Origin of the sequence: Weissella uvarum (assembly GCF_016908785.1) — a bacterium.
GTDB lineage: Bacteria > Bacillota > Bacilli > Lactobacillales > Lactobacillaceae > Weissella > Weissella uvarum.
In genome coordinates this window covers 404,535-431,523 of the sequence record NZ_JAFBEO010000001.1, presented here as the reverse complement: position 1 = coordinate 431,523, position 26,989 = coordinate 404,535, and the positions used below count along the sequence as shown (strand labels likewise).

Genomic DNA, 26,989 nt, shown 5'->3' with positions numbered 1-26,989 from the left:
AATATGATGAAAATAACTTTATTAGGTTCAACAGGAAATATTAATCAATATGTTATTCCACAGTTAGTTAATGATGGACATCTAGTGACGGTAGTATCGTCTAATCCTAATCGGGTAGCCCAAATTGAAGCTTTGGGAGCAAAAGCGGCGATTGGTTCAATGCGCGACCGTGACTTTCTAGCACAGGCGTTTAAACAACAAGATGCTGTTTATCTAATGATTTCAGGTAGTCAAGGTACTGATTTGGCTACAGATATGCAAGAACAAGCTACGATTTTTAAGGATGCAATAACGCAGGCTCAAGTTAAGAATGTGGTGCAATTAAGCAGTGTTGGTGCACAAGCAGGACCTGAAGCGGGCGCATTGCATGCTTATGCCGTTTTAGAGCAAATTTTGTCTGAGTTAACGGATGTTAACATTGCTTTTGTTCGGCCGGCTGGTTTTTATAATAATTTATATAATCAAATTGATAGTGTTCAAAAAAAGCATGTGGTAACGGGAAACTTGCCCGAAGATACGATGCAAAAGTTTGCCGACCCCAGTGATATCGCCCAGGTTGTCATTGGTCTGCTTGAAAATACGCCAATTGGCATTACGGGAAGGTATGTTGTGAGTGATACCTTTACAATGCGTGATTTTGTACCAGCTTTGGCAGAAGCCGCTCAGATTCCAGATTTAAAATTTGAGCAATTATCAGATGAGCAAAATCGAGCAGGGATGGCAGCTAACCATGTACCAGAAGCCATTGCAAATGGTTTAATCCAGATGGCTCATTTTCAAATGGATCCGGAGCATGCTTATGCGCCATTAAAGGCTGATAACACAGTTGATGGTCAAGTGAAGATGGCTGATTTTATTCAACGGTTTGTTAAAGCTTTACATGGGGAGCTTGCAACACATGTTTCAATGCTTGAAAAACAATAAAAAAACACGGTTGGTTTTATAAACCAACCGTGTTTTTTTACGTTAATTCGTGGGCGAGTCGCGCTTCTGCAGCTGCAACAATGGCTGCGACAAGGTCGTCAATAAAAGTATTCACACGACCACCATTTTTTTGTGCGTTATTTAATTCACCGATAATCCCTGGTTTAGTTCGATCCAGGAAGCCAAAATTGGTCCATGAAATCGTACCATAGAGTCCAAGAATGGACATGACCAATTGTTCATCGACACCATATGTTCCTGAATCCTCAGCAATGCGAGTTTGCAAGGGTTCAGGAAGCGCTTTTGCTTGGGCTAAATCATCGAGGGCCAGGCCAGTTAAAATGGCATCTTGTGATTCGGTTTTGTGTAAGACGTGCTCTAACGAGTCAATCGCTTCATCGTGAGTGACAGCAAAATGATCACTTTGACCTTCAATCACCATGGGAGCGAGGGTTTCTAAAGTGACACCACGGGCCTTAAGGGCAGCCAGAACATCATCATAATAATCAGGGGTTGGATTAGCCATTGTGAAACTCCTTTTGTTTTAAAATGTCAGAATAATTTTGCCAAGTGGAGACGCATGTCTGAGTTTTTCGTGCGCATTCCGTAAGTTCTCTAGGGTAAAGGCTTGTTTTTTTGCGATTGGTAGGGTGATTTTACCATTAACGACTTGTTGAAGTAGATCAGCTAGTAAAGGTCCCTTGCCAGCTAGATACATGCTTTGTGCATCAATTTGATATTGCTTTGAAAGTTGTTCTAAATTAGGATCGTCACTCAAATTACGTAAACGGGCACCGACTTTTAGAATTTGGGCTGATTTTAAAGCGCTTTGCCCACCAAAGGGGTCTAGGACGGCATCAAAGTCATGCAAATTAAGCTCGTAAGCATCATGGTAATCAATAGGATGGACATCACCAAATTGTTTGAGAAATGCAAAATGGGCCGAACTCGCAGAAGCATAAACTTTGGCGCCACGATTGAGCGCAGCTTGTACGGCCGTTAAACCAACGCTACCTGTGCCACCTTGGATGAAGACCTTTTCACCTGCTTGGACATTTAAATCTTGTGTGACGGCTTGATAACCAGTGGTTGCTCCCAATACAGCGGCGACAGCCGTTGCATCATCAAGTGTATCAGGAACGCGGGCTAGGGCCGATTGTCCAACAGGGACAAACTCAGCATAGGTTTGGTGGTGGCGATTAGCAGCAACCCGATCGCCAGGCTTAAAATCAGTGACTTTATTACCAACAGCAACCACGGTGCCGACCACACTTGAACCTGGGATAAGTGGTAATTTATCAGCTTTGCCCATCTGACCAGCTACAAACTTCACGTCATAAGGATCAAGGGCGACTGCATGGTTTTGAACTAAAACTTGTTTTGGTTTGAGTTCAGGTGTCGGTACCTCGCTTTGCTCTAGCTGGTCGACTGAGCCAAATTGTTTCAGCATAATTGCTTGCATTTGGGCACCTCCTTTTTTACTTTATAGTCCTATTGTAAGGATTTTGGACGTTAAATGCGATTAATTTATCTGTGAAAAATAAAAAAGTTCGGTAAAAAGGGGAATTTTAATCTGAATTGACTTGTTTATATTAAAGTTAAATGATAGAATTTGAATCATTCTTAAATTTGTCGAGTAAATGAGGTGTTACCAATGAATAAGCAGCTATCGCAAGCTTTTGTAAATACATTCACCTTTACCTCAAGTGTCATTACGATGCGTTGAGGATATTTGACTTGATAAAAATTGATAGTATACCTCAACCAATTGATTAGGATTACGGCGCATTTTCCCGTTTTAAATCAGTTGGTTTTTTTATTTTTCTAAAGGAGCGCAAAGCCGCATGCACAAAGACGAAACTTTACAGCGCTCAATGGGCGTTACGGCCGGAATTTCACTTGTCGTTGGAACGGTAATCGGATCCGGTATCTTTTTTAAACAAGCCCAAGTCTTGACCACAGCAGGGGGGACAACCGCAGCTTTAATGGCTTGGATAGTCGGTGGGGTGATTACCTTAGCGGGTGGTCTAACAATTTCAGAAATTGGTGCCAAGATTCCATTAACAGGTGGTTTATATGTTTATATTGAACAAATATATGGAAAAGTTTGGGGATTTTTGACCGGTTGGACCCAGACGGTGCTATATGGGCCAGCAATTGTTGCGTCATTATCAGCTTATTTTGCTATTTTATTTAATAATTTTTTTGGTTTAACCGCAACCTGGAATATCCCAGTGGCAATCGGGGTCATTTTGATGATTACGGCGATTAACTTGCTTGATAATCGGGTTCCGGCCGGCTTTGCTGTTTTGACGACTTCCGTGAAGTTGCTACCAATTTTGGTCGTCATCATCTATGGTTTGTTTTTTGGTCATGTTTCGGCCTTGCATCAGACGGTGGCAACGGCGTCAAACCAGGCTTCTGGTGGTTTTGGGATGGCTGTTTTGGCTACTTTATTCGCTTATGATGGTTGGGCAACTCTGACTAATATGGGTGGTGAATTAAAGAATCCACAAAAGAATTTACCTCGTGCGATTGTGGGGGGAATTCTGATTGTTGTTTTGGCATATGTCGGGATTTCATATGGCATGATGCGGGCGCTTCCAGCAAATGAAATTGTGCGTTTAGGCGACAATGCTACTTTTGGTGTGATTACAAAGGCCTTTGGTAATATTGGCGGGCGCTTGTTAACATTAGCGATTCTGATTTCAATTCTGGGAACGTTGAATGGGAAGTTAATGGCCTTGCCACGGATGACGTTTGCGATGGCTGAACATGGTGTCTTACCAAAATGGTTAGCTAAAATGAATCGTTTCAATGAGCCAATCGGATCAATTTTATTTTTAACTGTCACTGGTATTTTATTACAATTTACGGCTTCAGCTGATTGGCTTTCAAATATTGCTGTGTTCGTCATTTGGATTTTTTATACCGCTGTCTTTGTTGGATTGTTTATTTTACGTTATCGCGAGCAGCATAACAAAAAGAGCACAAATGAGCAGCAGCATAATTTTGTGGTGCCTGGGTATCCAATTGTGCCATTTATTGCAATTGCGGGGGCATTATTTGTGCTAATGAGTTCCTTAATGGATGATTTTGTGTCATCATTGTTATCAATTCTGTTTGTATTATTAGGTTTACCTGTTTATTGGTATTATCAAAAAAAGGGGGATGTAAATGAGTGAAATGAACGTTTTACAGAAAATGGGACGTAAAGAAAATCCCAGTGATTATGCTGACAAGGATGGCGGCTTAAAACCAGTGCTTGGCTTTAAAGATATGATGGCCATGGGGATTGGAACTGTTGTCGGGGCCGGAATTTTTACCATTCCCGGAATTGTTGCAGCTGATTATGCTGGTCCAGCGGTTGTGATTTCATTTATTTTAGCCGCATTAGTGGCTGGTTTATCAGCTTTATCATATTCTGAATTAGCTTCAGCAATGCCATTTGCTGGCTCAATCTATTCATGGGCTAACGTGATTTTTGGGGAATTCATGGGCTGGATTGCTGGTTGGGCAGTGCTTTCTGAATATTTGATTGCCTTAGCTTTTGTGTCATCAGCATGGTCATCGTATTTTCAGGGCTTTGTGAAAAGCTTAGGCGTGCAAATTCCTAGCGTGATTGCCGGATCTTTTAATCCAGCGAAAGGGCAAGTCATTGACTTGTTCGGTGCCTTGGCCTTGTTAGGTGTTGGTCTATTAGTGATTAAAGGCATGAAGGCGGCAGCCATTGTTGAAAATTGGTTGGTTGTTTTGAAAGTTGCTGTGATTGTGATTTTCTTAGTCGTTGGTTTAACAGCGGTTCAAGTGAATAATTGGGTACCATTTATTCCAGCGCATCAAGCAGGAACGGATTTTGGTGGTGGCATTGGAATTTTACATGGTGCGTCACAGGTATTTTTCGCTTATATAGGTTTTGACACGATTGCAGCGAATTCTGCCGAAGTTAAAAACCCACAGAAAACGATGCCACGGGCGATTATGGGGACTTTGTTAGTTGCTACAATTTTGTTTGTGGCCGTGGCAGCGGTTTTGACGGGAATGTTCCCATATCAAAAGTATGCCGGAAATGCAGAACCAGCAGCTTGGGCTTTGCGCCAAGCGGGACATTTCTTTACGGCTAATTTGCTTTCAGTTGTCGCCCTTGTTGGGATGTTTACTGGTTTAATTGCTTTGATGGTTGGTGGTTCACGGTTACTATATGCTTTTGGACGAGATGGTTTAATCCCACGTCAATTTGGAAAATTGGATAAGAATGAATTACCACGGAACGCCACAATTTTGATGTTAGTAGCAGGAATCTTGTTGGGTTCTATTTTCCCAATTGATATCTTATCTAATTTGGTTTCAGCGGGGACGCTTGTGGCCTTTATGATGGCTTCATTGAGTGTACTAGTATTGCGGAAGCGCAAGGATATTCCCAATACGGGTTATAAGGTGCCTGGTTATCCAGTGATACCAGCCCTAGCGGCTTTGTCAGCGGTTGGCTTATTCTTCACTTTGAATAAGGACGCACTGTTCTTAATGGCTGGTTGGTTATTGATTGGGATGATTGTATACTTTATTTACGGGATGCAACATAGTTCCAAAACAAAAACAAAGTCAGAATAATTGAATTAATTTAATTAAAGAAGTTAGGAGGATGACATACCTAACTTCTTTTTTATGTGCGATAATAGTGCTTAGCGAAAAAAGATGTGGAGAGAATGGTCATGCAAAAAATATTAGTTTTAACCACAGGTGGAACAATTGCGTCACATAAAACTGAGAACGGGTTAGCACCTGGAATGGCTGATGATGTGTTATTGAGTTATTTTGATGTGCCAGCCGAGGTACAATTATCAGCTGAAAGCGTCATGAATAAAGACTCAACTAATATGCAGCCAGAAGATTGGGTAACGTTAGCTGACCGGATTCGAAATGATCAAGATGATTATGATGCCTTTATTATTACGCATGGAACAGACACAATGGGTTATACAGCAGCAGGGCTATCGTATCTGTTGAATGGGATTGATTGTCCAGTGGTTTTGACTGGTTCGCAAGTGCCATTGGGGATGGATGAAACTGACGCAGTACGCAATTTAAATGATGCTTTAACTTTTGCAATTAAAACGCCGTTGAATGGCGTCTATGTTGTGTTTAATGGGGTGGTGATTGCCGGGACCCGGGCCATTAAAACTAAAACTAAAAGTTATGATGCTTTTGAAAGTGTGAATTTTCCATACATCGCCCAAGTCCAAGATGGTGAATTGTTTAATCTTTTTGAACCGGATCCTAATGATAAAGTGATGCCAAGTGAGTTAAAGTTAGATACCAATGTCTTTGTATTAAAGGCTTTTCCAGGTTTACAACCAGAAATCATTGATTACTTAGGTGAACACATTGATGGATTGATTATTGAAAGTTTTGGGAATGGTGGGCTGCCTTTTGAAAATCGTAATCTAGTACCTGGGATTGCGCGTTTAACTGATGCTGGGATTCCAGTCATTATCACAACTCAAATTCTTCAAGAAGGGCAAGATATTTATCTTTATGAAGTTGGGCAACAAGTTGCCCAAGCTGGTGGTATTTCAGTGGGTGATATGAATACCGAAGCGGTGGTTGCCAAATTAATGTGGGTATTGGCGCAAACTAAGAATATGGATACGATTAAGGTAATGATGCAAAAGCCAATCGCACATGATTTAGACTTTGTTTAATGAAAGAGGGGCAACATATGGCAGATTTGAAATTTGAGATCATGCAACAATTTGGGACACTTTCAACTAGTAAAAGTGGTTGGAATTTGGAATTGAATTTCGTGCAGTGGGGCGATAATCAACCAAAGTTTGATTTGCGGACGTGGTCCCCTGACCATAAAAAAATGGGTAAGGGTATTACACTGACCCATGCCGAGTTAGTCAAATTAGATCAAGCGTTAGAGACAGTGTTAGCCCCTGAAACGGCACCAGTTGCTCCAACTGAATTGGATGACAGTGAAGATGAGCCACAAGCAGCGACATCAGAAAAACCAGCTTGGGGTAAATTAAATGATTTTTAAAAAGAGCGCAGACAAAGTCTGCGTTCTTTTTATATGCCGGAATTGTTAACCCTGTTAATTATTTAGGGGGGTATGCAATTGAATAAAAGGCTGATACTCAAAAATAATATTTGTTAACCCTATTAACAAATAGCAACTAGGAAGCAAAATTTAGATCAAAAAAGCGTCAACTTTATTGTGCATGCGGACTTAACTGCGTAATATACGTGTTCCAGAAGTAGTAGGAAATGGGGTTGAAGCGATGCGCATGGTGATAGTTGATAAAGGGAATAGTCGAAGTGAACAGCAATATCAACAACTTGCTCAACAAGTTCAGCAAAAGCAAATTGACTTGGTGTTATTTGTTGGTGTTGAGCAACATCAGCAGAGCTTTCGAGCAGGGGTAGCACTTGATCATTATTTATTAGCTGACGGAATTACGCGTCTATACCAAGACAATGGGGCCTATCAATGCCAACGCTTTTTTGAAAAAGCATGGTCAGGAGTATTTTGGACCACGTGTCTTTATGCGCAGTACCATGTTGGACAAGCTTTATTGTGCCGACCAGCAATTGTTCGAATTTGGTATCGTGCTCTTGGACCTCAAGTCAAACTAGTGGTAATTGAGCTGGTCCACCAAGTTTTTGCGATCATTGCCACAGCTAAGCCAGAACAAATGCACCAAAAATATTTAAGAGGAGCCTTAGATTTATTACGAGCACAGGTTAAGCCAGTGATTTTGGTTTATCCAAATCAATTGAGGTTATGTATACCAAATGGTTATTGGCAAATGCTTCGCTTAACTAGTCAGCCGGGGTGGGAACGTGAATTAGCTGTGTTGGTGGATTTTACTAGCAAGGAGCTACGATGGAAGCGTTGGCATGATAGTTGGCCGATAATTTTAATTGAAATTGAGCATTAAAAAACCAACCTAGAGATAGGCTGGTTCATTTGTTTAGATTTTTTAACGATCGACAACATTAGCACCAAGTGAGTTTTGGAAGTGATCCAAAGCCCACTCATGACCTGGGGCAGAGAAACTAGCAACAGCATCGGCATGGACCGTAAGTTGGTAATCTAAATTATAAGCGTCGACAGCTGTATGTAAGACACAGATATCTGTGCAAACACCGGTAAGATGTAATGATTGGATGTGACGTGAGCGTAAGTAGTTATCGAGATTGCTATTGGCAAAACTACTGTAGCGATTCTTGGGATAGATATACACATGCTCGTCATCTTGATGTTTAGCGACCCAATCGGCTAATGGTCCATAAAACTCTCGGCCGGGTGTGTTTGCTAAATTGTGGGGTGGAAAGAGTTTGCTTTCAGGATGATATGGATCGTTTAATTCGTGCAAGTCTGTTGGTAAAATGACGGCATCACCGCGTTGTAAAAATTCGTCAGCCAAGGTAACAATGCGGTCGGCAATTGCTTGGCCAGGCTTGCCACATGTTAAGGCACCATCATCGGCAACAAAGTCGTTGGTATAGTCAATAATTAAAAGGGCTTCCATAATCATTACTCCTTCTTTTGGTGATTCGTAAGGGTGACAGTTGCTGAGGCAATTTGATTGTGTTGCTGTGTTTCATAAATATCAACTTGCCAGGTTTGAATGCGACGACCTGTATGTAAGGGGATGGCGACTGCTTCAAGGGTGCCTTGACTGACACTATTGAGATGATGAATATTTAAATCAACACCGACAGCAAATTGATTGGTGTCGTTTAGCACAGTGTTAGCGCCCATGCTAGCGGCAGTTTCTGCTAGCATGGCACTAATCCCGCCGTGTAACATACCGAAAGGTTGTAAAGTTTGCTCGCTCACGGGCATGCTAAGGACCACTTTACGATAGTCATTGACGATTGTTTGTATATCAAATAATTCGACTGCATTCATGCCGTGCGCCTCCACTTGCTTTAGGTCGGAATTTGTTTAACCATATTGTACGATAAATATTTTTGAAAATACAGCTTAGTGTATAACGTGGTAAAATGTTAGATATTCACTTACACATGTTTACTAAGATTAAATGTGTTAGAAAGACGGGGTGCAAGAAATGAGTGAAACGGCATGGACGCCAGTGAAAGAATATTCAGAAATTTTGTTTGAGCGGTCAGGTAAAGTCGCTAAGTTGACGATCAATCGTCCAGAAAAGCGTAATGCCTTTACGCCAGTAACAATTGAGGAATTAATCGACGCCTTTAATAATTGTCGTGATGATCCGACGATTGGTGTGATTATTTTGACTGGTGCAGGTGATGAAGCCTTTTCATCTGGTGGTGATCAATCAGTTCGTGGAAATGGTGGTTATGTTGGACCTGATCAAGTAGCTCGTCTAAACGTATTGGATCTACAACGTTTGATTCGGATTATTCCAAAGCCGGTGATCGCGATGGTTAAGGGCTGGTCAGTTGGTGGCGGTAATATTTTGCAATTAGTTTGTGATTTAACGGTGGCTGCAGATAATGCTAAATTTGGTCAAACTGGACCAAAGGTTGGCTCATTTGATGCTGGCTATGGTTCAGGTTACCTAGCTCGCGTGATTGGTCATAAACGAGCTAAGGAAGTCTGGTTCTTAAACAAATTCTATACGGCTGAAGAGGCGATGGATATGGGCTGGATTAACCGGGTTGTGCCATTGGCGGAAGTTGAAGATGCCACAATGGAATGGGCAAACGAAATTTTAAAGAAGTCACCAACAGCACTGCGCTTTATTAAGGCAGCGATGAACGCTGATACAGATGGTTTGGCTGGTTTGCAACAATTTGCTGGTGATGCGACAATGCTTTACTATACAACCGATGAAGGAAAAGAAGGGCGTGATGCCTTTTTGGAAAAGCGCGATCCTGATTTTGATCAATTTCCAAAGTTCCCATAAACGGGGTTAGCTCCAATCAGTGATGATTTGGAGCTTTTTATGTTCAAAAAGAGGAGGTTAAGCGGCGATGCAAAATTGGTTGACCAAACGGGTTGATTTAAGTCCACAACAAACGGCACTTGTAGTTGATGACCAGCGTTTAACTTTTGAGGAATTACAAACAGAAGTGCTAAGTCTAGCAGAGCAATTAGCGATGGTCTTAGATGATAATCCACGGGTTGGCTTGTTAACCAATAATAGTAAGGTAGGCTATGAATTGATTTTGGCTTTACAACAATTAGGGCGCCAAGTGGTTTTGTTAAATAACCGTTTATCGTCAGTTGAACTGGCCTATCAGTTACAAGATGCCCGGGTTTCGCAAGTGCTTATGGATGATAATGCATCACAAGTATTGTCAGATGTAACCACGATTACTTTTTCTGAAATTTTATCAGCGGGACATCAAGCGGTTGTACCAATTGATAATTTTGATTTAGATGCTGTGACAACGATTATGTACACGTCAGGAACCACTGGAAAACCTAAGGGTGTTCAGCAAACCTTTGGTAATCACTTTTATTCGGCGATTGGTTCAATGTTGAATTTAGGGTTGAGTGCGGATGATAGTTGGTTGGCAACCGTACCGATTTTTCATATCAGTGGCTTATCGATTATGATGCGTTCGTTGATTTATGGTATTCCAGTTTATTTATTTGAGCGTTTTGATGCTCCTAAAATTCACGCCTGTCTAATGCAAGGAATGGTGACAACGATTTCAGTTGTCCCAACGATGTTAAAGGAATTATTAGCCCAATTATCCACAGGCGAACGGTATCCAGTTCATTTTAAAACGATGCTATTGGGAGGCGGGCCGACCGATTTAAAAACCTTGAAGCAAGCCCAGGCAGCTGGTGTAAATATTGTTCAATCATATGGAATGACTGAGACGGCCTCACAAATTATTGCTTTGGATCCCAAAGATGCAAAACGTAAAGTCGGGTCAGTTGGTAAACCATTGTTTCCGGTTGAACTAAAAATTAAAAATCCAGATGAACATGGGATTGGCCGGGTTCAGGTTAAATCACCAACTTTAACGGTTGGCTATTTAAATCAAGCACAAAAATATGAAGATAGTTTTGATGATGGTTGGTTTGATACTGGCGATATGGGCTATCTTGATGATGAGCAGTTTTTGTTTTTAGCTGGTCGAGAAGGTGACATGATTTCATCCGGTGGGGAGAACATTTTTCCCGATGAAGTTGAAGCTGTTTATCGAGAGTTGCCTGCAGTGAAGGAAATTGCGGTTGTAGGAGTACCGGATGAACGCTGGGGACAGCAACCAGTGGCAATCGTAGAGTTGGCTGATTATCAGCATATTTCTGCTGCAGAGCTGCAAGCGTACGGACGGTCACAGATTGCGCATTACAAGGTGCCACGACATTTTTACCAGTTAGTTGATGATTGGCCTAAAACCGCTAGTGGTAAGATTCAGCGTTTCCAGTTAAGGCAGCAGTTATCACAACTATCCGAATTAGATTAATTTTTGCGATTCATTTAGATGATGTTATAATGTAAGTATTCTAGGAAAGGGGGTGATACGATTTGAATAATGTAGAAATACAACAAATCGTGTCGCCCTTGTAAAGGAAACAAGGGCGACACGGTCTGTTAAATACAGCAGTGTCTGTAATAGGTAACTATTACAGTCCGGATGCGTTGATTATTTTCATAATCAACGCATTTTTTTTAAAGCCTGGATAAAGCTAGTGGCGGTAGGCTAAAGTAACCATATTCAAATTTAAATTAAAATAATGAAATAAACGAAGTAGGAAACGAGGCTAGTGATGGCAGGAAATACAATTAAGTTATTAGTTGTCGAAGATGATTATGCATTAAATGATACTGTGCGTGACACGATTAGTGAACTTGGTGAAGTTACGCAAGTTCATGATGGAGATGAAGGACTTTTTGAAATTCAATCAGGGGTTTATGATGCGGTCATTTTGGACGTCATGTTACCGGGTGAAGATGGCTTTTCAATCTTGAAGAAGGCCAAGGAAGAATTTCCTAATTTGCCAATCTTGATGTTAACGGCCAAAGGTGAGTTAGCCGATAAGATGCAAGGCTTTGACCTGGGGGCTGATGAATACATTACAAAACCATTTTATAAGGAAGAGCTACTAGCTCGTTTAAAGACTTTGTTGCGCCATACTGGTGTTTTGGGGCAAGATGGTGCTTTAGAGGTTGGTAATATTCAAGTGTATGTTGACCAACATAAAGTGTTGATTGATGGCAAAGAAGTTAATTTGCAAGGGCGTGAATTTGGTCTGTTGGTTTATTTGATGCAACATGTCGGCCAAATCGTTACTAAAGATCAAATCTTTGATCGCCTCTGGGGCTTTGATTCAGATACATCATTAACCGTTGTGGAAGTTTATATGAGTAACTTACGTAAAAATCTACGACAAGCGAATGCATCCGTGACAATCAAGACGCTCCGGAATGTCGGATACACGTTATCTCCTGTTGATGAGGACTAGAATATAGCATGGGTAAAAAGAATCAGGCGCATGAAACGGCCTATGCACCGTATCAAGCGCCTAACTATGAAAAATTAAAATTACCAAAGCCACTCCAGCGGATTCGTGAATCGTTAACCCAACAAGAAAAAATGACAATCCTAATGGTCTTGGGGTTTACGATCGTGTTTGCACTGATTAGTATTTTTGCTGTGAGTCAGTTTCGGCAAATTATGTATGATCCGGCTGAGCAACGTGTGGCACAAAGTTTTACGCCACCAGCTGATCCGCGCGATCGTGTTGAGCCAGCACCAATTTTGGATTATACGCCAACGCTAGCAAAGGTGTTGGAGCTTAAGTCGCAAAGCAAAGTCGTGTTGAAACAGTTTAATGGGAAGTGGTTCTTTTTTGAACGCCAAGGGGATAAGTTAGCTTACTTGGACGTTACCAATGAACATGAAATTCTTGAACGCGTCTCTAGACACTTATTGTGGATTTTTGGTTTATCTGAAATTGCGTTGTTACTAATGGCGATGGCATTGACGCGTTCAAATATGCGTCCAATTATGCGCTCATGGAAACAGCAACGGCGCTTCGTAGCCGACGCTGCGCATGAATTTAAGACACCAATGACGGTGATTCAAAGCGATTTGGAACGGATGCTTGAACATCCGCAAGATACAGTCATGGATCAAGTAGAAAATGTGGCAGGGGCTTTAACTGAAGTTCGTCATTTGAATGCATTGGTTGGTGATATGCTGACGCTGGCACAATCGGATGCTGATGTACCAATGTTCAAATTTGACGATTTTGATTTAGCAGATTTGGCCCGTGAAGTTGGCGATATCTATAAATTTAGTGCTGATGAGAAGCAACAACAATTAGTGATTGATGTACCTGAACACCTACCAATGTATGGGGATGCCCAACGGATGCGCCAATTATTAGTTATCTTAGTCGACAATGCTCAAAAATATGCTGGACCAGATAGTGTCGTGACAGTCAAAGCAGAGCCCAAAAACAATTCCATTCGCCTTTCGGTTTCTGATACTGGAGGAGGCGTTACTGATGAACAAAAGAAGCATTTGTTTGATCGTTTTTATCGTGTTGATAAAGCACGTTCTCGTTCGACGGGGGGCCATGGCTTAGGCTTATCGATTGCTAAGTGGATTGTGCAAGGTCATCACGGAACAATCCAGGTGACTGATACTGTTCCACATGGAACAACGTTTAATATAGTGTTACCTAAAATTGCTAAAACAAGAAATGGTACTAAAGAAAAGTAGCGCGAAAAACGCTACTTTTTTATTGATTAAAAAAGGGAGCTTTTCAATGATTGAAATGTGGGATGATGAAAAAATTCATGATTTTCGCCAAACGCTTTTAAGCTGGTATGACGAAGCTGGACGTAATGACTTACCTTGGCGTCAAGATCATAATCCGTACCGTGTTTGGGTATCTGAAATTATGTTACAACAAACACAAGTGAATACAGTGATACCATATTTTGAACGTTTTATGGATATGTTTCCAACCGTGGCAGATCTAGCTGCCGCTCCAGAAGCAGACATTCTAAAAGCGTGGGAAGGTCTTGGCTATTATTCACGGGTGCGCAATATGCAAAAGGCGGCGCAACAAATTGTGAATGATTATGCTGGACAATGGCCAACGACGATGCGAACTCTGCAGAAACTAAAGGGGGTTGGACCGTATACGGCGGCCGCCATTGCCAGCATTGCTTTCAATGAACCAGTGGCGGCGATTGATGGGAATGCCTTTCGTGTTTTTGCGCGCCTATTTGAAATTGATTCCGATATTGCTGCGCCAGCAACACGTAAAGAATTCTTTGACTTGGGAAATCAATTAATTGATCCGGAACGACCAGGTGATTTTAATCAAGCGATTATGGATTTGGGTTCATCATATATGCGTGCTAAAAATAGTGATCCAGCGCATTCACCTGTGAAAGCATTTGATGCAGCTTATCAAGATGGGGTAACAGATCTATATCCGGTAAAATCTAAAGCTAAACCAGCTCAAAAAATGGCGTATGCGGCAATTTATTTGAAATCTGGGCAACAAGTTGTTTGGGAACAGCGGCCTCAAGATGGACTGTTGGCTAATTTCTGGACTTTCCCCTTATTTAAGATAGATGATTTTATGAATGACCCAGATATTGAATGGACAGATGCTGAACTAGAGCGAGCCCTAGAGAAAAGATTGTTTCAAGATTATGGCGTGAAAGCGCATTTAGAAAAGATGCCATTGAAGCCAATTACGCATGTTTATACACATCAAAAATGGGCAGTGACAGTTTTTGCAGGGGAAATGGATGCACCACAGCCTTTACGAAAAGGGATATGGCGCACGATGCAGGATACGGTTAAAGATCCACAGCCTAAAATACAAGAAAAAATATGGCGCGCTTTAGACTAAGCAGAGTGTTTCACATGAAACAATTTTGTTTTACGTGATTGTAAGTGTTGATAACAAAGGCATTTTGCGCTATTCTTTTAATATTGGAATCACTATGGAGAAATTAGATGAACTCAGAAGAATTTGCGGCGGCTTTACGTGAAAATGGGGTGGCCTTAGATGACCACCAACTAGAACAATTTAATACATATTATGAGCGTTTAGTGGCCGTCAATGAGTACATGAATTTAACGGCGATTACGGATCATGATGAAGTTTTTTTGAAGCACTTTTATGATTCATTGACGTTAGCGTTTGCTTATCCTAAGTTGCAAACAGAACCTTTATCAATGATTGATGTGGGAGCTGGGGCTGGCTTTCCATCGTTACCTTTAAAAATTGTCTTTCCACAATTGAAAGTGACGATTATTGATTCATTGAATAAGCGGATTAATTTTTTACAGGAATTGGTCGCTGAATTACAGTTGGATGGTGTTCGGGTGGTCCATGCGCGTGCTGAAGAATTCGGGGGTAAAAAGAGCCCCGAACGTGAGCAATATGATGTAGCAACTGCTCGGGCGCTTGCACGTTTAAATGTGTTAGGTGAATTAACGTTGCCTTTTGTTAAAGAGCAAGGCGTGCTCTTAGCAATGAAAGGTAGTCAAGCTGAAGATGAATTAGCGCAAGCAAAACCTGCTTTGCAAACTTTGGGTGGTGAAGTGAAACAAGAAGTCGATGTGACCTTACCTAATGGTGATCCACGAACGATTATTGTGGTTCAAAAGGTTAAGCCAACACCAAAGAAGTATCCACGTAAACCAGGCGACCCAGTTCGCAAGCCGTTATAATTAAGGAGAAAGGATGATCTGATGGGACATGTTATTGCACTAGCAAATCAAAAAGGTGGTGTTGGTAAAACAACTACCACAGTAAATCTCGGGGCGTCATTGGCGACTCTGGGCAAGAAAGTTTTGCTGATTGATACAGACGCACAAGGAAATGCGACGTCAGGGTCAGGGATCCATAAATCAACAATTGAACGAGATGTTTATGACGTATTAGTGAGTGAAATGCCAATTGAAGAGGCAATTTTACCTACGGCACATCCCGACATGGATATTGTACCGGCGACAATTCGATTAGCTGGGGCTGAACTTGAATTAGCTCCAGTCATGGCTCGTGAATTACGATTGAAGCAAGCTGTAGACCAAGTGCGTGATCAATATGACTATATTTTAATAGATAATCCACCTTCGTTAGGATTGGTAACCATTAACACCTTCTCAGCTGCGGATTCGATTTTAATTCCTGTCCAAGCTGAATATTATGCCTTGGAAGGATTGGGCCAATTGATGAATAATATGCAATTGGTTAAGCAACATTTTAATCCTGATTTGGAAATCGAAGGCGTTTTATTGACGATGGTTGATACACGAACGAATCTAGCCAATGAAGTCGTTGAAAGTGTTCGCGATTATTTTGGTAGCGAAGTTTACCAAACAACCATTCCAAGAAATATTCGCTTATCAGAAGCACCATCACATGGTTTGCCAATTATTGATTATGATGCTAAATCACGTGGAGCTGAGGTCTATTTAGATTTGGCAAAGGAGGTTTTAGCTGCGCATGGTGAAAAGTAAGAAAAAGTCTGTTTTAGGCGATGGCGGCGGATTAGGAGCTTTGTTTGCTGATCAAGGCGTCGATACAAGTGTGGCCAAAGACGATACGGTTCGCGACATTGAAGTCACAGCGATTGTAGCAAACCCCTATCAACCACGGCGAATTTTTGATGAAGCAGCTTTAAATGATTTAGCTGCCTCAATCAAAGAAAACGGGGTTTTGCAACCAATTATCGTGCGGCATGCCCCTAAAGATGGGCAACAATATGAAATTCTGGCTGGTGAGCGGCGTTGGCGTGCGAGTCAATTAGCCGGATTGACTGAAGTGCCAGCGATTGTTCGTAAATTAGATGATGACCAGATGCTACAAGCTTCGATTCTTGAAAATTTGCAACGTGAGGATTTGACTCCGTTAGAAGAAGCTGAAGCTTATAAGCAAATGATGACGGCGATGAACTTGACGCAAGATCAAGTTGCTAAGCGCCTAGGAAAGGCGCGTTCAGCGGTTGCCAATTTGTTGCGACTATTGAATTTGCCAGATGAAGTTAAAACAATGGTCAATGACGGTTCGCTTTCAATGGGACAAGCACGTACTTTGTTAGGTTTGCATAATAAGCGCCGGATTGTTCCAGTAGCGAAGAGAGTTGTGCGCGAAGGTATGACGGTGCGACAAGTTGAACAGTTAGTGAACCAACTTAATGAACAAGCGCAAACAGTTGAAACACCAAAGCCACAATCTGCTTATTTGGAAGAAGCCCAGCATGTCTTGGAAGACAAGTTTGGGACGAAGGTTAATATGACACGGAACCGGAATGGGGCTGGAAAAATTGAAATTTCTTATTTGTCTGATGACGATTTAAATCGAATTCTTGAAGTGCTTGATATTTCAATGGATTAATTGAAGGAGCAGGATAATGTACGATTTACATGATATTGTTCAGATGCGTAAAGGGCATCCATGTGGTGCCAATGAATGGGAGATTGTTCGAATTGGTGCTGATATGAAACTGGTTTGCCAGGGTTGTCAGCATCAAGTGACCATGCCCCGACATGATTTTGATAAGCGTTTTAAAAAAGTTTTGAAACACGCTGATACAGACGAAGAAAATTAATGGAAATGAGAGAGGATAACTAACATGGCTTTAACAGCAGGGATTGTTGGACTACCTAACGTTGGTAAGTCAACTTTATTTAACGCAATCACAAAGGCTGGCGCTGAAATGGCGAACTACCCCTTTGCCACAATCGAACCAAACGTTGGCATGGTCGAAGTGCCAGATGCTCGTTTAGATCGAATTCAAGAATTGGTACCGGCGGACAAAGTCGTACCAACGACATTTGAATTTACTGACATTGCGGGAATTGTTAAGGGCGCTTCACAAGGTGAAGGGCTTGGAAACAAGTTCTTGGAAAATATTCGTCAAGTAAATGCCATTGTGCATGTTGTGCGGGCTTTCGATGATGATGATATTACCCACGTTACTGGAGTGGTTGACCCGATTGCCGATATTGAAACGATTAATACTGAATTGATTTTGGCTGATTTAGAAGCGGTTGATAAGCGTTTTGCTAAGGTTGAAAAGATGGCTAAAACATCTAAGGATAAGCAAGCCATTGCGGAATATGATGTGCTTGAAAAGCTTAAGCCAGCATTGGAAGCTGGTAAGCCCGCACGTTCAATTGATTGGAACGAAGAAGAAGAAGAAATTGTTAAAGGTTTGTTCCTATTAACGGCTAAGCCAGTGCTTTATGTGGCGAATGTGGCGGAAGATGATATGGCTGACCCAACGGCTAGTGAATATTATCAACAAGTCGCTGATTATGCTGAAAAGGATCATGCTCAAGTTATCGGAATTTCAGCGCGAGCAGAAGAAGAAATTGCTGAAATGGATGATGAAGATAAGCAAGAATTCATGGAATTGCAAGGTATCACGGAACCAGGTTTGAATCGTTTGATTCGGACGGCTTATCATTTGTTGGACTTGCGGACGTTCTTTACTGCTGGTGGTAAGGAAACCCGGGCTTGGACTTTTAAGGCTGGTATGAAAGCGCCACAAGCAGCTGGTGTCATTCATTCCGACTTCGAACGTGGCTTTATCCGTGCTGAAACGGTTGCCTATGATGATTTGGACCAATATGGTTCAATGAAGGCGGTCAAGGAAGCTGGTAAGCGCCGTTCTGAAGGTAAAGAATATGTCGTTCAAGATGGCGACATTATGGAATTCCTATTTAACGTATAGTGGAGAGATTGAAATAATGACTGAAGAAAAGAATGAAACCCAAGCAGCCCAAACAGCGCCTAAGTTAAAGACGCACGAAGAATTGGCGCAAAGTGGGCTATCAAAGCGTAACCAAGACTTTATGTGGCAAGTGCAGAGTTTGGCGACTGAAGAACAAATTGCGGCGGGTCTAGTAGCTGAAATTGAAACTGAATTGTTGCATGCTCAAAAGTCTGGCCAAACAGCTAAACAACTCTATGGCACGCCTAACCAAGCCTTAGGGCATGAAGTCCACCATAATGTGGAAACTGGTAAAGAAACTGTGAATTATGCGGCCAATGGTTTTTGGAATATTGCCATTGATAATACTTTCGTCTTCTTTATGATGTTTAGCTTGATGTTTGGAATCATGTTAATGTTTAGTTCAAAATCACTTAGTGGTAGTGGTGAATTAGGATCATTAGGTCTGACTGCCTTAGTTTTGACGTCACTTAGTGGTGGGGTATTGTTCGCTGCTTGGACTATGTTGATGGCACCTAATGCAGCTGGCCAACGAATGAGCTTAGTGATGCGAATTATTGGATCACTATTAATCTTTGGAACATGGTTCTTGCTTTATATGTTATTTGGCTTGATTCCATTGAAGTTTAATCCAATCCTACCAGGCTGGGTTTACTTAGTATTAGCTGGACTAGCCTTTCTTGGCTTCCAATGGTGGCGTCGTCGTACTGGCATGCAAGGTGGCTTCATGGGTGGTACCAGCAACAATGCTGCAAAACGCAAGTAAGCAACTAACCTAATGCAGGTGCACAAGGATAAAGAGGAGGCACACGATGAAAATTTTGATTGTTGATGATGATCATGAAATTTCAGAATTGCTTGAAATATACGTGAAGAACGAAGGCTATGAGCCCATTTCAGCTGATAATGGTAAAGATGCCTTGAAAAAGTTGCGCACAAATCCGGATGTTGGGTTAGTGATTTTAGATATCATGATGCCTGAGATGGATGGGACAGAAGTTGTCAAAGAAATTCGTAAGGATAATTCAATTCCAATTTTGATGTTGTCAGCCAAGTCAGGTGCAATGGATAAAATTCAAGGTTTGATTCAAGGGGCTGATGATTATGTCACCAAGCCATTCAATCCTTTGGAAGTCATGGCTCGTGTTCGTGCGCTTTTGCGTCGCTCACAAAATAATGGCTTGCAACAAGAAGCGCCAGAAATTTTGGACATTGGTGCTTTGACAATTAATAAGGATAGCCATGAAGTTAAGACCGCCGATGGGGTTGAAGTGAATTTAACCGCCTTGGAATTTGGTATTTTGTATCTATTAGCATCACATCCAAATCGGGTCTTCAGCGCGGATGATATTTTCGAACGTGTCTGGCAACAAGAGTCAGTTGTTTCAGCTAAAACCGTGATGGTTCACGTTTCGCACTTGCGGGATAAGCTGGAAGAAGCAACTGGTGGTAACCAAGTGGTCCAAACTGTTTGGGGCGTTGGTTACAAGATTGAAGTCTTATAATAATTAAAGGAATTAGGGATGAAACAAAATACTTTAGAATGGCTAGTGTTAGCAATCAAAAGTGTCGTTTCGGCCCTATTTTTTGTGCTTGCTTATCTAGGTAGTGCCGCGGTATTGCAATTAATCCGCCATCAGGTGGTTGATCAACAGCTTTGGTCTGCTTTTTTCCGTGAACAGCCAGTTTGGGCGTTTGGCTTATTAATTCTGTTTGGCTTGTTTTGGTTAGTATCGGTACGTTATTTTTACACTCAAATGCAATTAACCAACTTGACCCAATCAGTGAATGCACTTGAGGCTCGTTTAAAAGATAAGCACGCTAAAAAAGAGGACGAAACACAAGCATTAGTGACCAAACATATGGGTTATCGTTTGAAGCCGTTGGCTCAAAGTGTCGACGATCTGTATGAGGCGGCACAAAATGCGATGGAAGAAGAACGTGATATTGAGCGTTCTAAGGATGAGATGATAACGAACGTGTCCCATGATTTAAGGACGCCGTTGACGTCGATTCTGGGTTATTTAGGGTTGATTGTAAACGAACAACCTCAAGAATTGACGCCCGAAGAAACCAAACATTATGCTTCGACTGCGTTTAGTAAAGCGCAACAAATGAAGTCATTGGTTGAAGATTTATTTGACTACACACAAGTCAAACAAGTTGACTTCAAGTTACATTGGGCACCGCTCGATTTAGCAGCGCTTTTGCAACAATTATCAGCTTCATACGAATTAGAAGCTAAACAAAAAGAGGTCGTGATTTCTGCGGTTACTAAGCCTGACAGTATTGAAATGATGGGAGATCCTGATCAATTAGCGCGGGTCTTCATGAATTTAATTAGTAATGCGTTGAAGTATGGTAAAGGTGCAACCTTCATTCGTTTGTCAGCTAAGATGATGCCGGAACGTAATTTAGTTGAGGTGCGCGTAACCAATAATGGGGAACCTATTCCAGCTAAATCAATCGATCGTTTGTTTGATCGCTTTTATCGGGTCGAAGGCTCACGTAATACGGGTACTGGTGGTACAGGCTTGGGCTTGGCCATTGTTAGCAGCGTTGTAGAAGCACATGGTGGTGAAGTTAAGGTTGTGTCGGATGATGAATTAACTAGCTTTATCATCACCTTACCATTGCAACCAAATGAATATTAAAAAGCATGAATCGTTGGATTCATGCTTTTTTAGCGGATACCTAGTAATTTTATTTTATTCGGTTATACTGTGAATAACGTCTTTAACATTAAGTAAGTAAAGGAGGGGGAAATGCGAGAATTTATGGACCTGGATCGTAACTTGAAATTACGAGCTTTAACGGTTTTCTTAACTGTTTTAGTTGGTAGTTCAGTTGGCCCCAATATGACAATTTACTATGTTCAGCATTTTGGATCATTTTGGACCGGGATTCTGCTCATGGTTGTATCAATTGCCGGATTGATATTTGGCCTATATGGTGGACACATTTCCGATGTGATTGGTCGAAAACGCACGATTGAATATGGGCAAATTGCGATGTTTATCGGGTATGGCTTAGCGATGGCTAATAATTTGCCACACTATGTCAATCCATATTTAACGTTTGTCGGCTTTCTATTAGCAATGGTTGGGTCTTCTTTAGCCGATCCAGCTGAACAAGCGATGATGATTGATTCATCGACACCGAAGAATCGACGCTTTGTTTTTGCGTTGATTTATTGGATTTTAAACATCGGAGTCATGTTGGGGGCGGCCATTGGGGGATGGTTCTTCCGTGACTATTTGTTTGAATTATTGATATTTATGACGATTGTTCCAATTATTAACTATGCGATTGTGCGTTTTGGAATGTCAGAGACACTGGATCGCGCAGCCCATATGGAACAAACGACCTCAATTGTGAGTGCGTTGAAAGGGTATTGGGAGGTCTTAAAGGATCATCGTTATTTAACCTTTGCCTTGGCATCGGTATTGGCATCGATTGTTTATTTACAACCAGACTATTACCTAGCGGCGCATTTGTCGCAAAGTTTCCATAGTTATACCTTGTTTGGGGCTGATATCTATGGACAACGGATGCTATCAATCATGTTGATTCTGAATACGATTATGATTGTGCTCGTGATGGGCTGGGTAACGCGGCGGACAGAAAAGTGGCGCTTAGTGCCTGCTTTTGCCATTGGGGTCTTACTACAAGGTGGTGGTTTCGCGGCTTCTTTCTTGTTGCAGGATTTCTGGCCCTTGATTGTTATGACTATTATTTTTACCACTGGCGAAATGATTGGGGTACCAGCCAGCCAAACCTTACGTGCGGATATGATGGATCCAGACCGGATTGGCGCGTACTCGGGTGTGTTCTCCGTAACAAAACCAATTGGGGCGGTTTTTGCGAGCGGATTTGTATCATTGTCAGCGATTGTGAACAATATTGGAATTGCCATGCTATTAATGGTAATTGTCTTTGCTTCAATTATTTTGGTCGCACGAGCTGCAGCTATGCCGGCACCATTTGATAACGAAAAAACAGCTAACCACGAATCGTGATTAGCTGTTTTTTTATGTCTTAAGTTAACGAACTCCGGACATTAATTTGTTAATTTTTGGTACTAATAAGACTAATACCACACCAAGTAGTACTGAACAGATTCCAAAGATGGCGAAGTAAGCTACTTCGTTAGCTGGATTGTATAGACGTACTAATTGGGCATTCAAGGCTGAACCAGCAGAAGAAGATAGGAACCACATTGACATCATTTGTGACATGAAGGCATGTGGCGCTAACTTTGTCGTAACTGATAGGCCAACTGGTGAGATGAGCATTTCACCAATAATGACAAGGGCCCATGAGCCAATTAACCAAAGTGGTGAAACCTTAACGGCAGTTCCCCATAAGTGACCGGGGATGGCCATCAATAGGAATGAAACACCGGCAAACATCAAACCAACTGAGAACTTCATTGGTGCAGATGGTTGCTTCTTACCCCATGCTGTCCATAGCCAAGCGAAGAATGGTGTGTACAACATGATGAAGAATGGGTTCATTGATTGGAACATGGCTGGCTTAAACCATGATAACCAATTTGGTAAGTCCGCATAGTTAACACGATCAGCCGCGAATGTAGCCAAAACAATTGATCCTTGTTCTTCAATCGCCCAGAACAAAACGGCGGCTAAGAACAATGGAATATAAGCAAATACTCGTGAACGTTCCAAAGATGTCACTTTAGGACTGGTCGTCATAATGAAGAAATAAGAAATTGGAAGCAAGACAGCGACTACCGTCAACAAGTTGATGTAATCATTGATGCTATTCCAGCCCATTAAGTTCATTAATACAATGACAAGTGCTAATGCAACAATTCCAAAAATGGTCTTGAAGACCAAAGGACGGATTTCTTCACGTTGTAGTGGATCTGGAGCATACAAAGTTTCTTCAGATAAGTCTTTTTGACCAAAATGGAATTGGATTAGTCCAAATAACATTCCGATGGCCGCAAGTGAAAATCCAGCGTGGAACCCAAAACTTTTCTGCGTCCAACCAACTAAGATTGGCGCTAAGAATGAACCAAGATTAATTCCAAAAACAAAAATAGAAAATCCTGAGTCACGGCGTGGATCATCAGCCCCATAAAGGGAACCAACCATTGAAGAAACGTTTGGCTTTAGCAAACCAGTTCCTAGGACCAATAGGGCCATCGCTCCAAACAAGGCTGCTGTAGCACCTGGAAGAGCAAGGACGATATGTCCTAACATGATAAGCACACCACCCCAAAAGACAGTGCGACGCTCACCAAGAACACGGTCGGCCATGAAGCCACCTAGCGCTCCAGCTAGGTAAACCATTGATACGTAAATCGCCATAATTGAGGCAGCCGTAGGTCGGCTAACATTTAGCTGTCCCCCGGCGATTAGGTACCACATATAGAACAATAGGATCGCCTTCATACCGTAGAAGCTAAAACGCTCCCACATTTCGGTCATGAATAGCGTCCGCAGACCACGTGGCTGACCGAAGAACGCAGTATTGCGTTTTTCGTCAGCGGCACTGGCCGTTTTATCAGCAGAATCCATGAATAGAGACCTCTCCAAACTATTAAAATTTATAAAATATGTACTTTTCGCTTAGAATTATACATTCCACAATTTTATAGCAAAAAAGTAGAAAGCTCAAGTAAAAAGTGTTACGTTAAAGTATTAATATTTACAGGGGGCCGAATGGTGATGGTGCGGGTAGCGATAAGTAGTGATAATCATTTAGATATAAATCGCCAAGATATTGCAGATGTTCTGGCGCATCAGGCCCAATTTTTAAGTCAAGCCGACGTTGACGTGTATTTAATCGTTGGCGATTTGTTTAATGATTTTACTAAGACGGTGCAATTTGTTGAGGATTTGCAGGCCCAATTGTCTAAAGTTAGAGTCTATTTTGTGGCCGGGAATCATGATATGGGCCGGCATGTGACCGAAAATGAACTTGAAAATTTTCAACATCCCAATTATCTGCACAATCGCTATGTTGATTTACCCGAAACTAATTGGCGTATTATTGGTTTAAATGGTTGGTATGATTATGGTTTTGCGCCAGCATTGCCAGCAGAAACGGCTGCAGAATTTCATCGGGGTCGTTTCTATGATCGGGTTATTGATCAACATGACTCGGATCAGATTCGTTACGAACGTTCTTATCAACAGTTACAGCAATTGTTACAAGCCGGGACGCAAGCTCAAAAGCAAATGTTGGTGATGACGCATTTTGTGCCAGTTGGTGATGATTTATTGCCCAATGTGAATCAACCACGCCAATTAGTAAATGCAATGATGGGGTCACCTAAAACTGGTCAATTGTTAGCGAGCTATCCAGCGGTGAAGGCAGTGGTTTTTGGTCATGCGCACATGCATGCACCCGTTCGGCACTATGGGCAGGCTGATTTTATGAATGTGAGTGTTGGGATTGGGCGCCGGAATGACTGGTTAACCCCAGATTTTTTAAGCACTTGGGAACTTCGTTTGAAAATTTTGGATTTAAATGGTTGACGTTTAAGCAAATATCCTGTATATTATTAATCTGTTGAGGCGCAATAGTTATTGTAAATCGATTATGGGGGTTTAGCGAAGTCTGGTTAAACGCGGTGGACTGTAAATCCATTCCTTCGGGTTCATAGGTTCGAATCCTATAGCCCCCATTGATTGGGATATGGCCAAGTGGTAAGGCATCGGTTTTTGGTACCGTGTATCGCTGGTTCGAATCCAGCTATCCCAGTTTTCAAAAGGTAAGTACCCATGGTACTTACCTTTTTTTGTGATTAAAAAAGTACCTTGCCCACAACTGAATTTTAAAGAAATGGAGAAATAAGAATATGCAAACGCTAAAAGATGGTAATAATCATAAATGGATTGCGTTAGCAGCCATGTCGATGGGGGTATTTATGGCCCTATTAGACGTGACCGTGGTTAATGTCGCATTGCCAACAATGGCGAAGGACTTTAATACGACATTTAGTAACTTACAATGGGTATTAAATGCTTATACGATTGTATTTGCTTCTATTTTGTTGATTGTCTCTAAATTAGGAGACATGTACGGCCGTAAGAAAATTTTCCTAATCAGTATGGTGATATTTGTTGTGGCCTCAGCGGTTAATGGAATGGCAACGAGCTTGCCAGTCTTAGTGATTGGACGTGCCTTTCAAGCGATTGGTGGGGCTGGCTTAAATTCACTATCAATGGCTTTAGTAGCATCTAATTTTGATGGCCCTTCTCGCGGAACTGGGATGGGGATTTTAGGATCGGTGATTGGATTATCAACGGCTTCAGGCCCCCTCGTTGGTGGCTTTTTGGTTGAAACATTTGGCTGGCCATCGATTTTTTACGTCAACGTACCAGTTGGCTTGATTGCTTTCTATTTATCATGGAAGTATGTTAAAGAAACGCCTAGCTATGGTAAGGGCCAACGTTTGGATCTCTTAGGAATGGCATTATCCGGTGCAGCCTTGTTTACCTTAGTTTATGGTTTGATTGAAAAGGAGCATCATTATGCATGGGCATGGTCAGATGCACGAGTATGGACTTGGTTAGTAGCTGGAGTCGTATTGTTGCTTGCTTTCATTTTGGTCGAATTAAAACAAAGCCATCCGATGATGAATTTGAAATTATTTAAACATGCTAACCTGGTAGGTGCCATTTTCGTTGCTTTTGCTCTTGGAGCTGGAATTTATGCGATTAATGCCTATTTGACGACCATGATGCAAAATTACATGGGTTATTCAGCCTTTAGTACCGGTGTTCATCAATTAGTCATGTCAATTTGGGCCTTGATCCTTGGACCGATTACGGGTCGTCTCGGAAATCGTTACTCAAAACGCTGGATGATTGCTGGATTTTTGGGCTTAGGGGTTGTCGGTTATCTCCTATTAGCCTTATTTATTAGCCCAGACTTAAGTTTCGGTCAATTAGTACCAGGTTTGTTATTAGTTGGAATTTCAAATGCGATGGTTAACCCATTGATTAATAGTGCAGGTTTAGAGGGAATTGAACCTTCTGAAACTGGAATGGCTTCCGGCATTATGAATGTCTTCCGTCAATTCGGTGTGACCGTTGGTATCGTTATGCTTGGCTTAACGCAAGCTAACCACTATGAAGATTATGTTAATTCACATTGGGCTGGTTTGCATTTGCCTAATGGTTTGTCAGCAAGCTTACAACATGCTTTCAACCAGGCCGGGGCCTTTGCGGGGCATAATATTGCCTTTAGTGATCGCTTAGCTAGTTTGCCACAGGTTGGGGCGTTGCAAAATATGATTATGCATGCCTTTAGTCATAGTATGGTGGCAACTTTCTGCGTAGCAGCTTTGATTGGTGCGATTGGTGCGATTGTGGCCGGAACATTGATGCGCGATTCTAACAAAAATTAAAAAA

At 41.7% G+C, this 26,989-nt stretch carries 27 protein-coding genes and 2 tRNA genes; 24 read left to right on the top strand and 5 right to left on the bottom strand.

From position 1 onward, the window contains the following. Positions 1-3 precede the first annotated feature (3 nt). Entirely contained in the window at positions 4-924 is a 921-nt protein-coding gene (locus JOC36_RS02200) for an SDR family oxidoreductase (protein WP_239517498.1), read from the top strand. Positions 925-961: 37 nt separating this feature from the next. Here the strand turns inward: JOC36_RS02200 and JOC36_RS02195 are convergent, their stop codons facing one another. After that, positions 962-1,450 (bottom strand): phosphatidylglycerophosphatase A family protein, encoded by a 489-nt coding sequence (locus JOC36_RS02195; RefSeq protein ID WP_205144857.1) that lies wholly within the window; start codon positions 1,448-1,450, stop codon positions 962-964. A gap of 18 nt (positions 1,451-1,468) precedes the next feature. Then, positions 1,469-2,386, bottom strand: coding sequence for an NADP-dependent oxidoreductase (locus tag JOC36_RS02190; protein WP_205144856.1), 918 nt, complete (start codon positions 2,384-2,386; stop codon positions 1,469-1,471). 382 nt (positions 2,387-2,768) lie between these two features. On the opposite strand from JOC36_RS02190, the gene JOC36_RS02185 reads away from it, so the two are divergent. The 5 genes from JOC36_RS02185 (at position 2,769) to JOC36_RS02165 (ending at position 7,868) form a co-directional block, all read left to right on the top strand. After that, positions 2,769-4,109 carry an APC family permease gene (locus JOC36_RS02185; protein WP_205144855.1) on the top strand — a complete coding sequence of 447 codons (1,341 nt, stop codon included), beginning with the start codon at positions 2,769-2,771 and terminating at the stop codon, positions 4,107-4,109. After that, positions 4,102-5,535, top strand: coding sequence for an APC family permease (locus JOC36_RS02180; RefSeq protein WP_205144854.1), 1,434 nt, complete (start codon positions 4,102-4,104; stop codon positions 5,533-5,535). The genes JOC36_RS02185 and JOC36_RS02180 overlap by 8 nt, the downstream gene beginning before the upstream one ends. Positions 5,536-5,636: 101 nt before the next feature. Further along, positions 5,637-6,626, top strand: coding sequence for an asparaginase (locus tag JOC36_RS02175; protein WP_205144853.1), 990 nt, complete (start codon positions 5,637-5,639; stop codon positions 6,624-6,626). 17 nt (positions 6,627-6,643) lie between these two features. Beyond that, positions 6,644-6,967: a YdbC family protein gene (locus JOC36_RS02170; RefSeq protein ID WP_205144852.1), complete on the top strand. Its 324-nt coding sequence runs from the start codon at positions 6,644-6,646 to the stop codon at positions 6,965-6,967. A 241-nt stretch (positions 6,968-7,208) separates the two neighbouring features. Next, positions 7,209-7,868: a hypothetical protein gene (locus JOC36_RS02165; RefSeq protein WP_205144851.1), complete on the top strand. Its 660-nt coding sequence runs from the start codon at positions 7,209-7,211 to the stop codon at positions 7,866-7,868. 42 nt (positions 7,869-7,910) lie between these two features. On the opposite strand, the gene JOC36_RS02160 is transcribed toward JOC36_RS02165, so the two are convergent. Together JOC36_RS02160 and JOC36_RS02155 are read right to left on the bottom strand one after the other, a co-directional pair. After that, a complete protein-coding gene (locus tag JOC36_RS02160) occupies positions 7,911-8,462 on the bottom strand; it encodes a cysteine hydrolase family protein (protein ID WP_205144850.1) in 552 nt (183 codons plus the stop codon). A 5-nt stretch (positions 8,463-8,467) separates the two neighbouring features. After that, a complete protein-coding gene (locus JOC36_RS02155; protein WP_205144849.1) occupies positions 8,468-8,845 on the bottom strand; it encodes a PaaI family thioesterase in 378 nt (125 codons plus the stop codon). A 160-nt stretch (positions 8,846-9,005) separates the two neighbouring features. Here JOC36_RS02155 and menB point away from each other — a divergent pair, with 160 nt between their 5' ends. The 14 genes from menB to JOC36_RS02085 all read left to right on the top strand — a co-directional run bounded on the left by menB (position 9,006) and on the right by JOC36_RS02085 (position 22,618). Continuing rightward, positions 9,006-9,827 (top strand): 1,4-dihydroxy-2-naphthoyl-CoA synthase, encoded by an 822-nt coding sequence (gene menB, locus JOC36_RS02150; protein ID WP_205144848.1) that lies wholly within the window; start codon positions 9,006-9,008, stop codon positions 9,825-9,827. 67 nt (positions 9,828-9,894) lie between these two features. Further along, entirely contained in the window at positions 9,895-11,346 is a 1,452-nt protein-coding gene (locus JOC36_RS02145; RefSeq protein ID WP_205144847.1) for an o-succinylbenzoate--CoA ligase, read from the top strand. Positions 11,347-11,650: 304 nt separating this feature from the next. Continuing rightward, on the top strand, positions 11,651-12,346 hold the full coding sequence (locus JOC36_RS02140; protein WP_205144846.1) for a response regulator transcription factor: 696 nt from the start codon (positions 11,651-11,653) through the stop codon (positions 12,344-12,346). A gap of 8 nt (positions 12,347-12,354) precedes the next feature. After that, positions 12,355-13,611 carry a sensor histidine kinase gene (locus tag JOC36_RS02135; protein WP_239517497.1) on the top strand — a complete coding sequence of 419 codons (1,257 nt, stop codon included), beginning with the start codon at positions 12,355-12,357 and terminating at the stop codon, positions 13,609-13,611. Positions 13,612-13,657: 46 nt separating this feature from the next. Continuing rightward, complete coding sequence (gene mutY, locus JOC36_RS02130) at positions 13,658-14,761, top strand: A/G-specific adenine glycosylase (RefSeq protein WP_205144845.1); 1,104 nt, start codon at positions 13,658-13,660, stop codon at positions 14,759-14,761. A gap of 107 nt (positions 14,762-14,868) precedes the next feature. Beyond that, positions 14,869-15,588, top strand: a complete 720-nt coding sequence (gene rsmG / locus JOC36_RS02125) for a 16S rRNA (guanine(527)-N(7))-methyltransferase RsmG (protein ID WP_205144844.1) — start codon at positions 14,869-14,871, stop codon at positions 15,586-15,588. Positions 15,589-15,609: 21 nt separating this feature from the next. Further along, positions 15,610-16,380 carry a ParA family protein gene (locus JOC36_RS02120; RefSeq protein WP_205144843.1) on the top strand — a complete coding sequence of 257 codons (771 nt, stop codon included), beginning with the start codon at positions 15,610-15,612 and terminating at the stop codon, positions 16,378-16,380. After that, positions 16,367-17,257 carry a ParB/RepB/Spo0J family partition protein gene (locus tag JOC36_RS02115; RefSeq protein WP_205144842.1) on the top strand — a complete coding sequence of 297 codons (891 nt, stop codon included), beginning with the start codon at positions 16,367-16,369 and terminating at the stop codon, positions 17,255-17,257. The genes JOC36_RS02120 and JOC36_RS02115 overlap by 14 nt, the downstream gene beginning before the upstream one ends. Positions 17,258-17,273: 16 nt before the next feature. Next, positions 17,274-17,471 (top strand): DUF951 domain-containing protein, encoded by a 198-nt coding sequence (locus JOC36_RS02110; protein WP_205144841.1) that lies wholly within the window; start codon positions 17,274-17,276, stop codon positions 17,469-17,471. Between the two features lie 24 nt (positions 17,472-17,495). Then, positions 17,496-18,599: a redox-regulated ATPase YchF gene (gene ychF / locus JOC36_RS02105; RefSeq protein WP_205144840.1), complete on the top strand. Its 1,104-nt coding sequence runs from the start codon at positions 17,496-17,498 to the stop codon at positions 18,597-18,599. A 16-nt stretch (positions 18,600-18,615) separates the two neighbouring features. Then, the gene (locus JOC36_RS02100; protein WP_205144839.1) at positions 18,616-19,365 is read left to right on the top strand and encodes a DUF1129 family protein; all 750 of its coding nucleotides are present in this window, start codon (positions 18,616-18,618) and stop codon (positions 19,363-19,365) included. Between the two features lie 46 nt (positions 19,366-19,411). Then, positions 19,412-20,104: a response regulator transcription factor gene (locus tag JOC36_RS02095; protein WP_205144838.1), complete on the top strand. Its 693-nt coding sequence runs from the start codon at positions 19,412-19,414 to the stop codon at positions 20,102-20,104. Positions 20,105-20,122: 18 nt separating this feature from the next. Then, positions 20,123-21,253, top strand: coding sequence for a sensor histidine kinase (locus JOC36_RS02090; protein ID WP_205144837.1), 1,131 nt, complete (start codon positions 20,123-20,125; stop codon positions 21,251-21,253). Between the two features lie 111 nt (positions 21,254-21,364). Beyond that, positions 21,365-22,618, top strand: a complete 1,254-nt coding sequence (locus tag JOC36_RS02085; protein WP_205144836.1) for an MDR family MFS transporter — start codon at positions 21,365-21,367, stop codon at positions 22,616-22,618. Between the two features lie 24 nt (positions 22,619-22,642). On the opposite strand, the gene JOC36_RS02080 is transcribed toward JOC36_RS02085, so the two are convergent. After that, positions 22,643-24,145 (bottom strand): peptide MFS transporter, encoded by a 1,503-nt coding sequence (locus JOC36_RS02080; RefSeq protein ID WP_205144835.1) that lies wholly within the window; start codon positions 24,143-24,145, stop codon positions 22,643-22,645. Positions 24,146-24,289: 144 nt separating this feature from the next. Here JOC36_RS02080 and JOC36_RS02075 point away from each other — a divergent pair, with 144 nt between their 5' ends. From JOC36_RS02075 to JOC36_RS02060, 4 genes are all read left to right on the top strand, one after another. After that, positions 24,290-25,108: a metallophosphoesterase gene (locus JOC36_RS02075; protein ID WP_205144834.1), complete on the top strand. Its 819-nt coding sequence runs from the start codon at positions 24,290-24,292 to the stop codon at positions 25,106-25,108. A gap of 66 nt (positions 25,109-25,174) precedes the next feature. Beyond that, positions 25,175-25,257, top strand: a tRNA-Tyr gene (locus JOC36_RS02070). Between the two features lie 5 nt (positions 25,258-25,262). After that, positions 25,263-25,334: transfer RNA gene (locus JOC36_RS02065), tRNA-Gln, on the top strand. 97 nt (positions 25,335-25,431) lie between these two features. Beyond that, positions 25,432-26,985: an MFS transporter gene (locus JOC36_RS02060; RefSeq protein ID WP_205144833.1), complete on the top strand. Its 1,554-nt coding sequence runs from the start codon at positions 25,432-25,434 to the stop codon at positions 26,983-26,985. Positions 26,986-26,989: the final 4 nt, after the last annotated feature.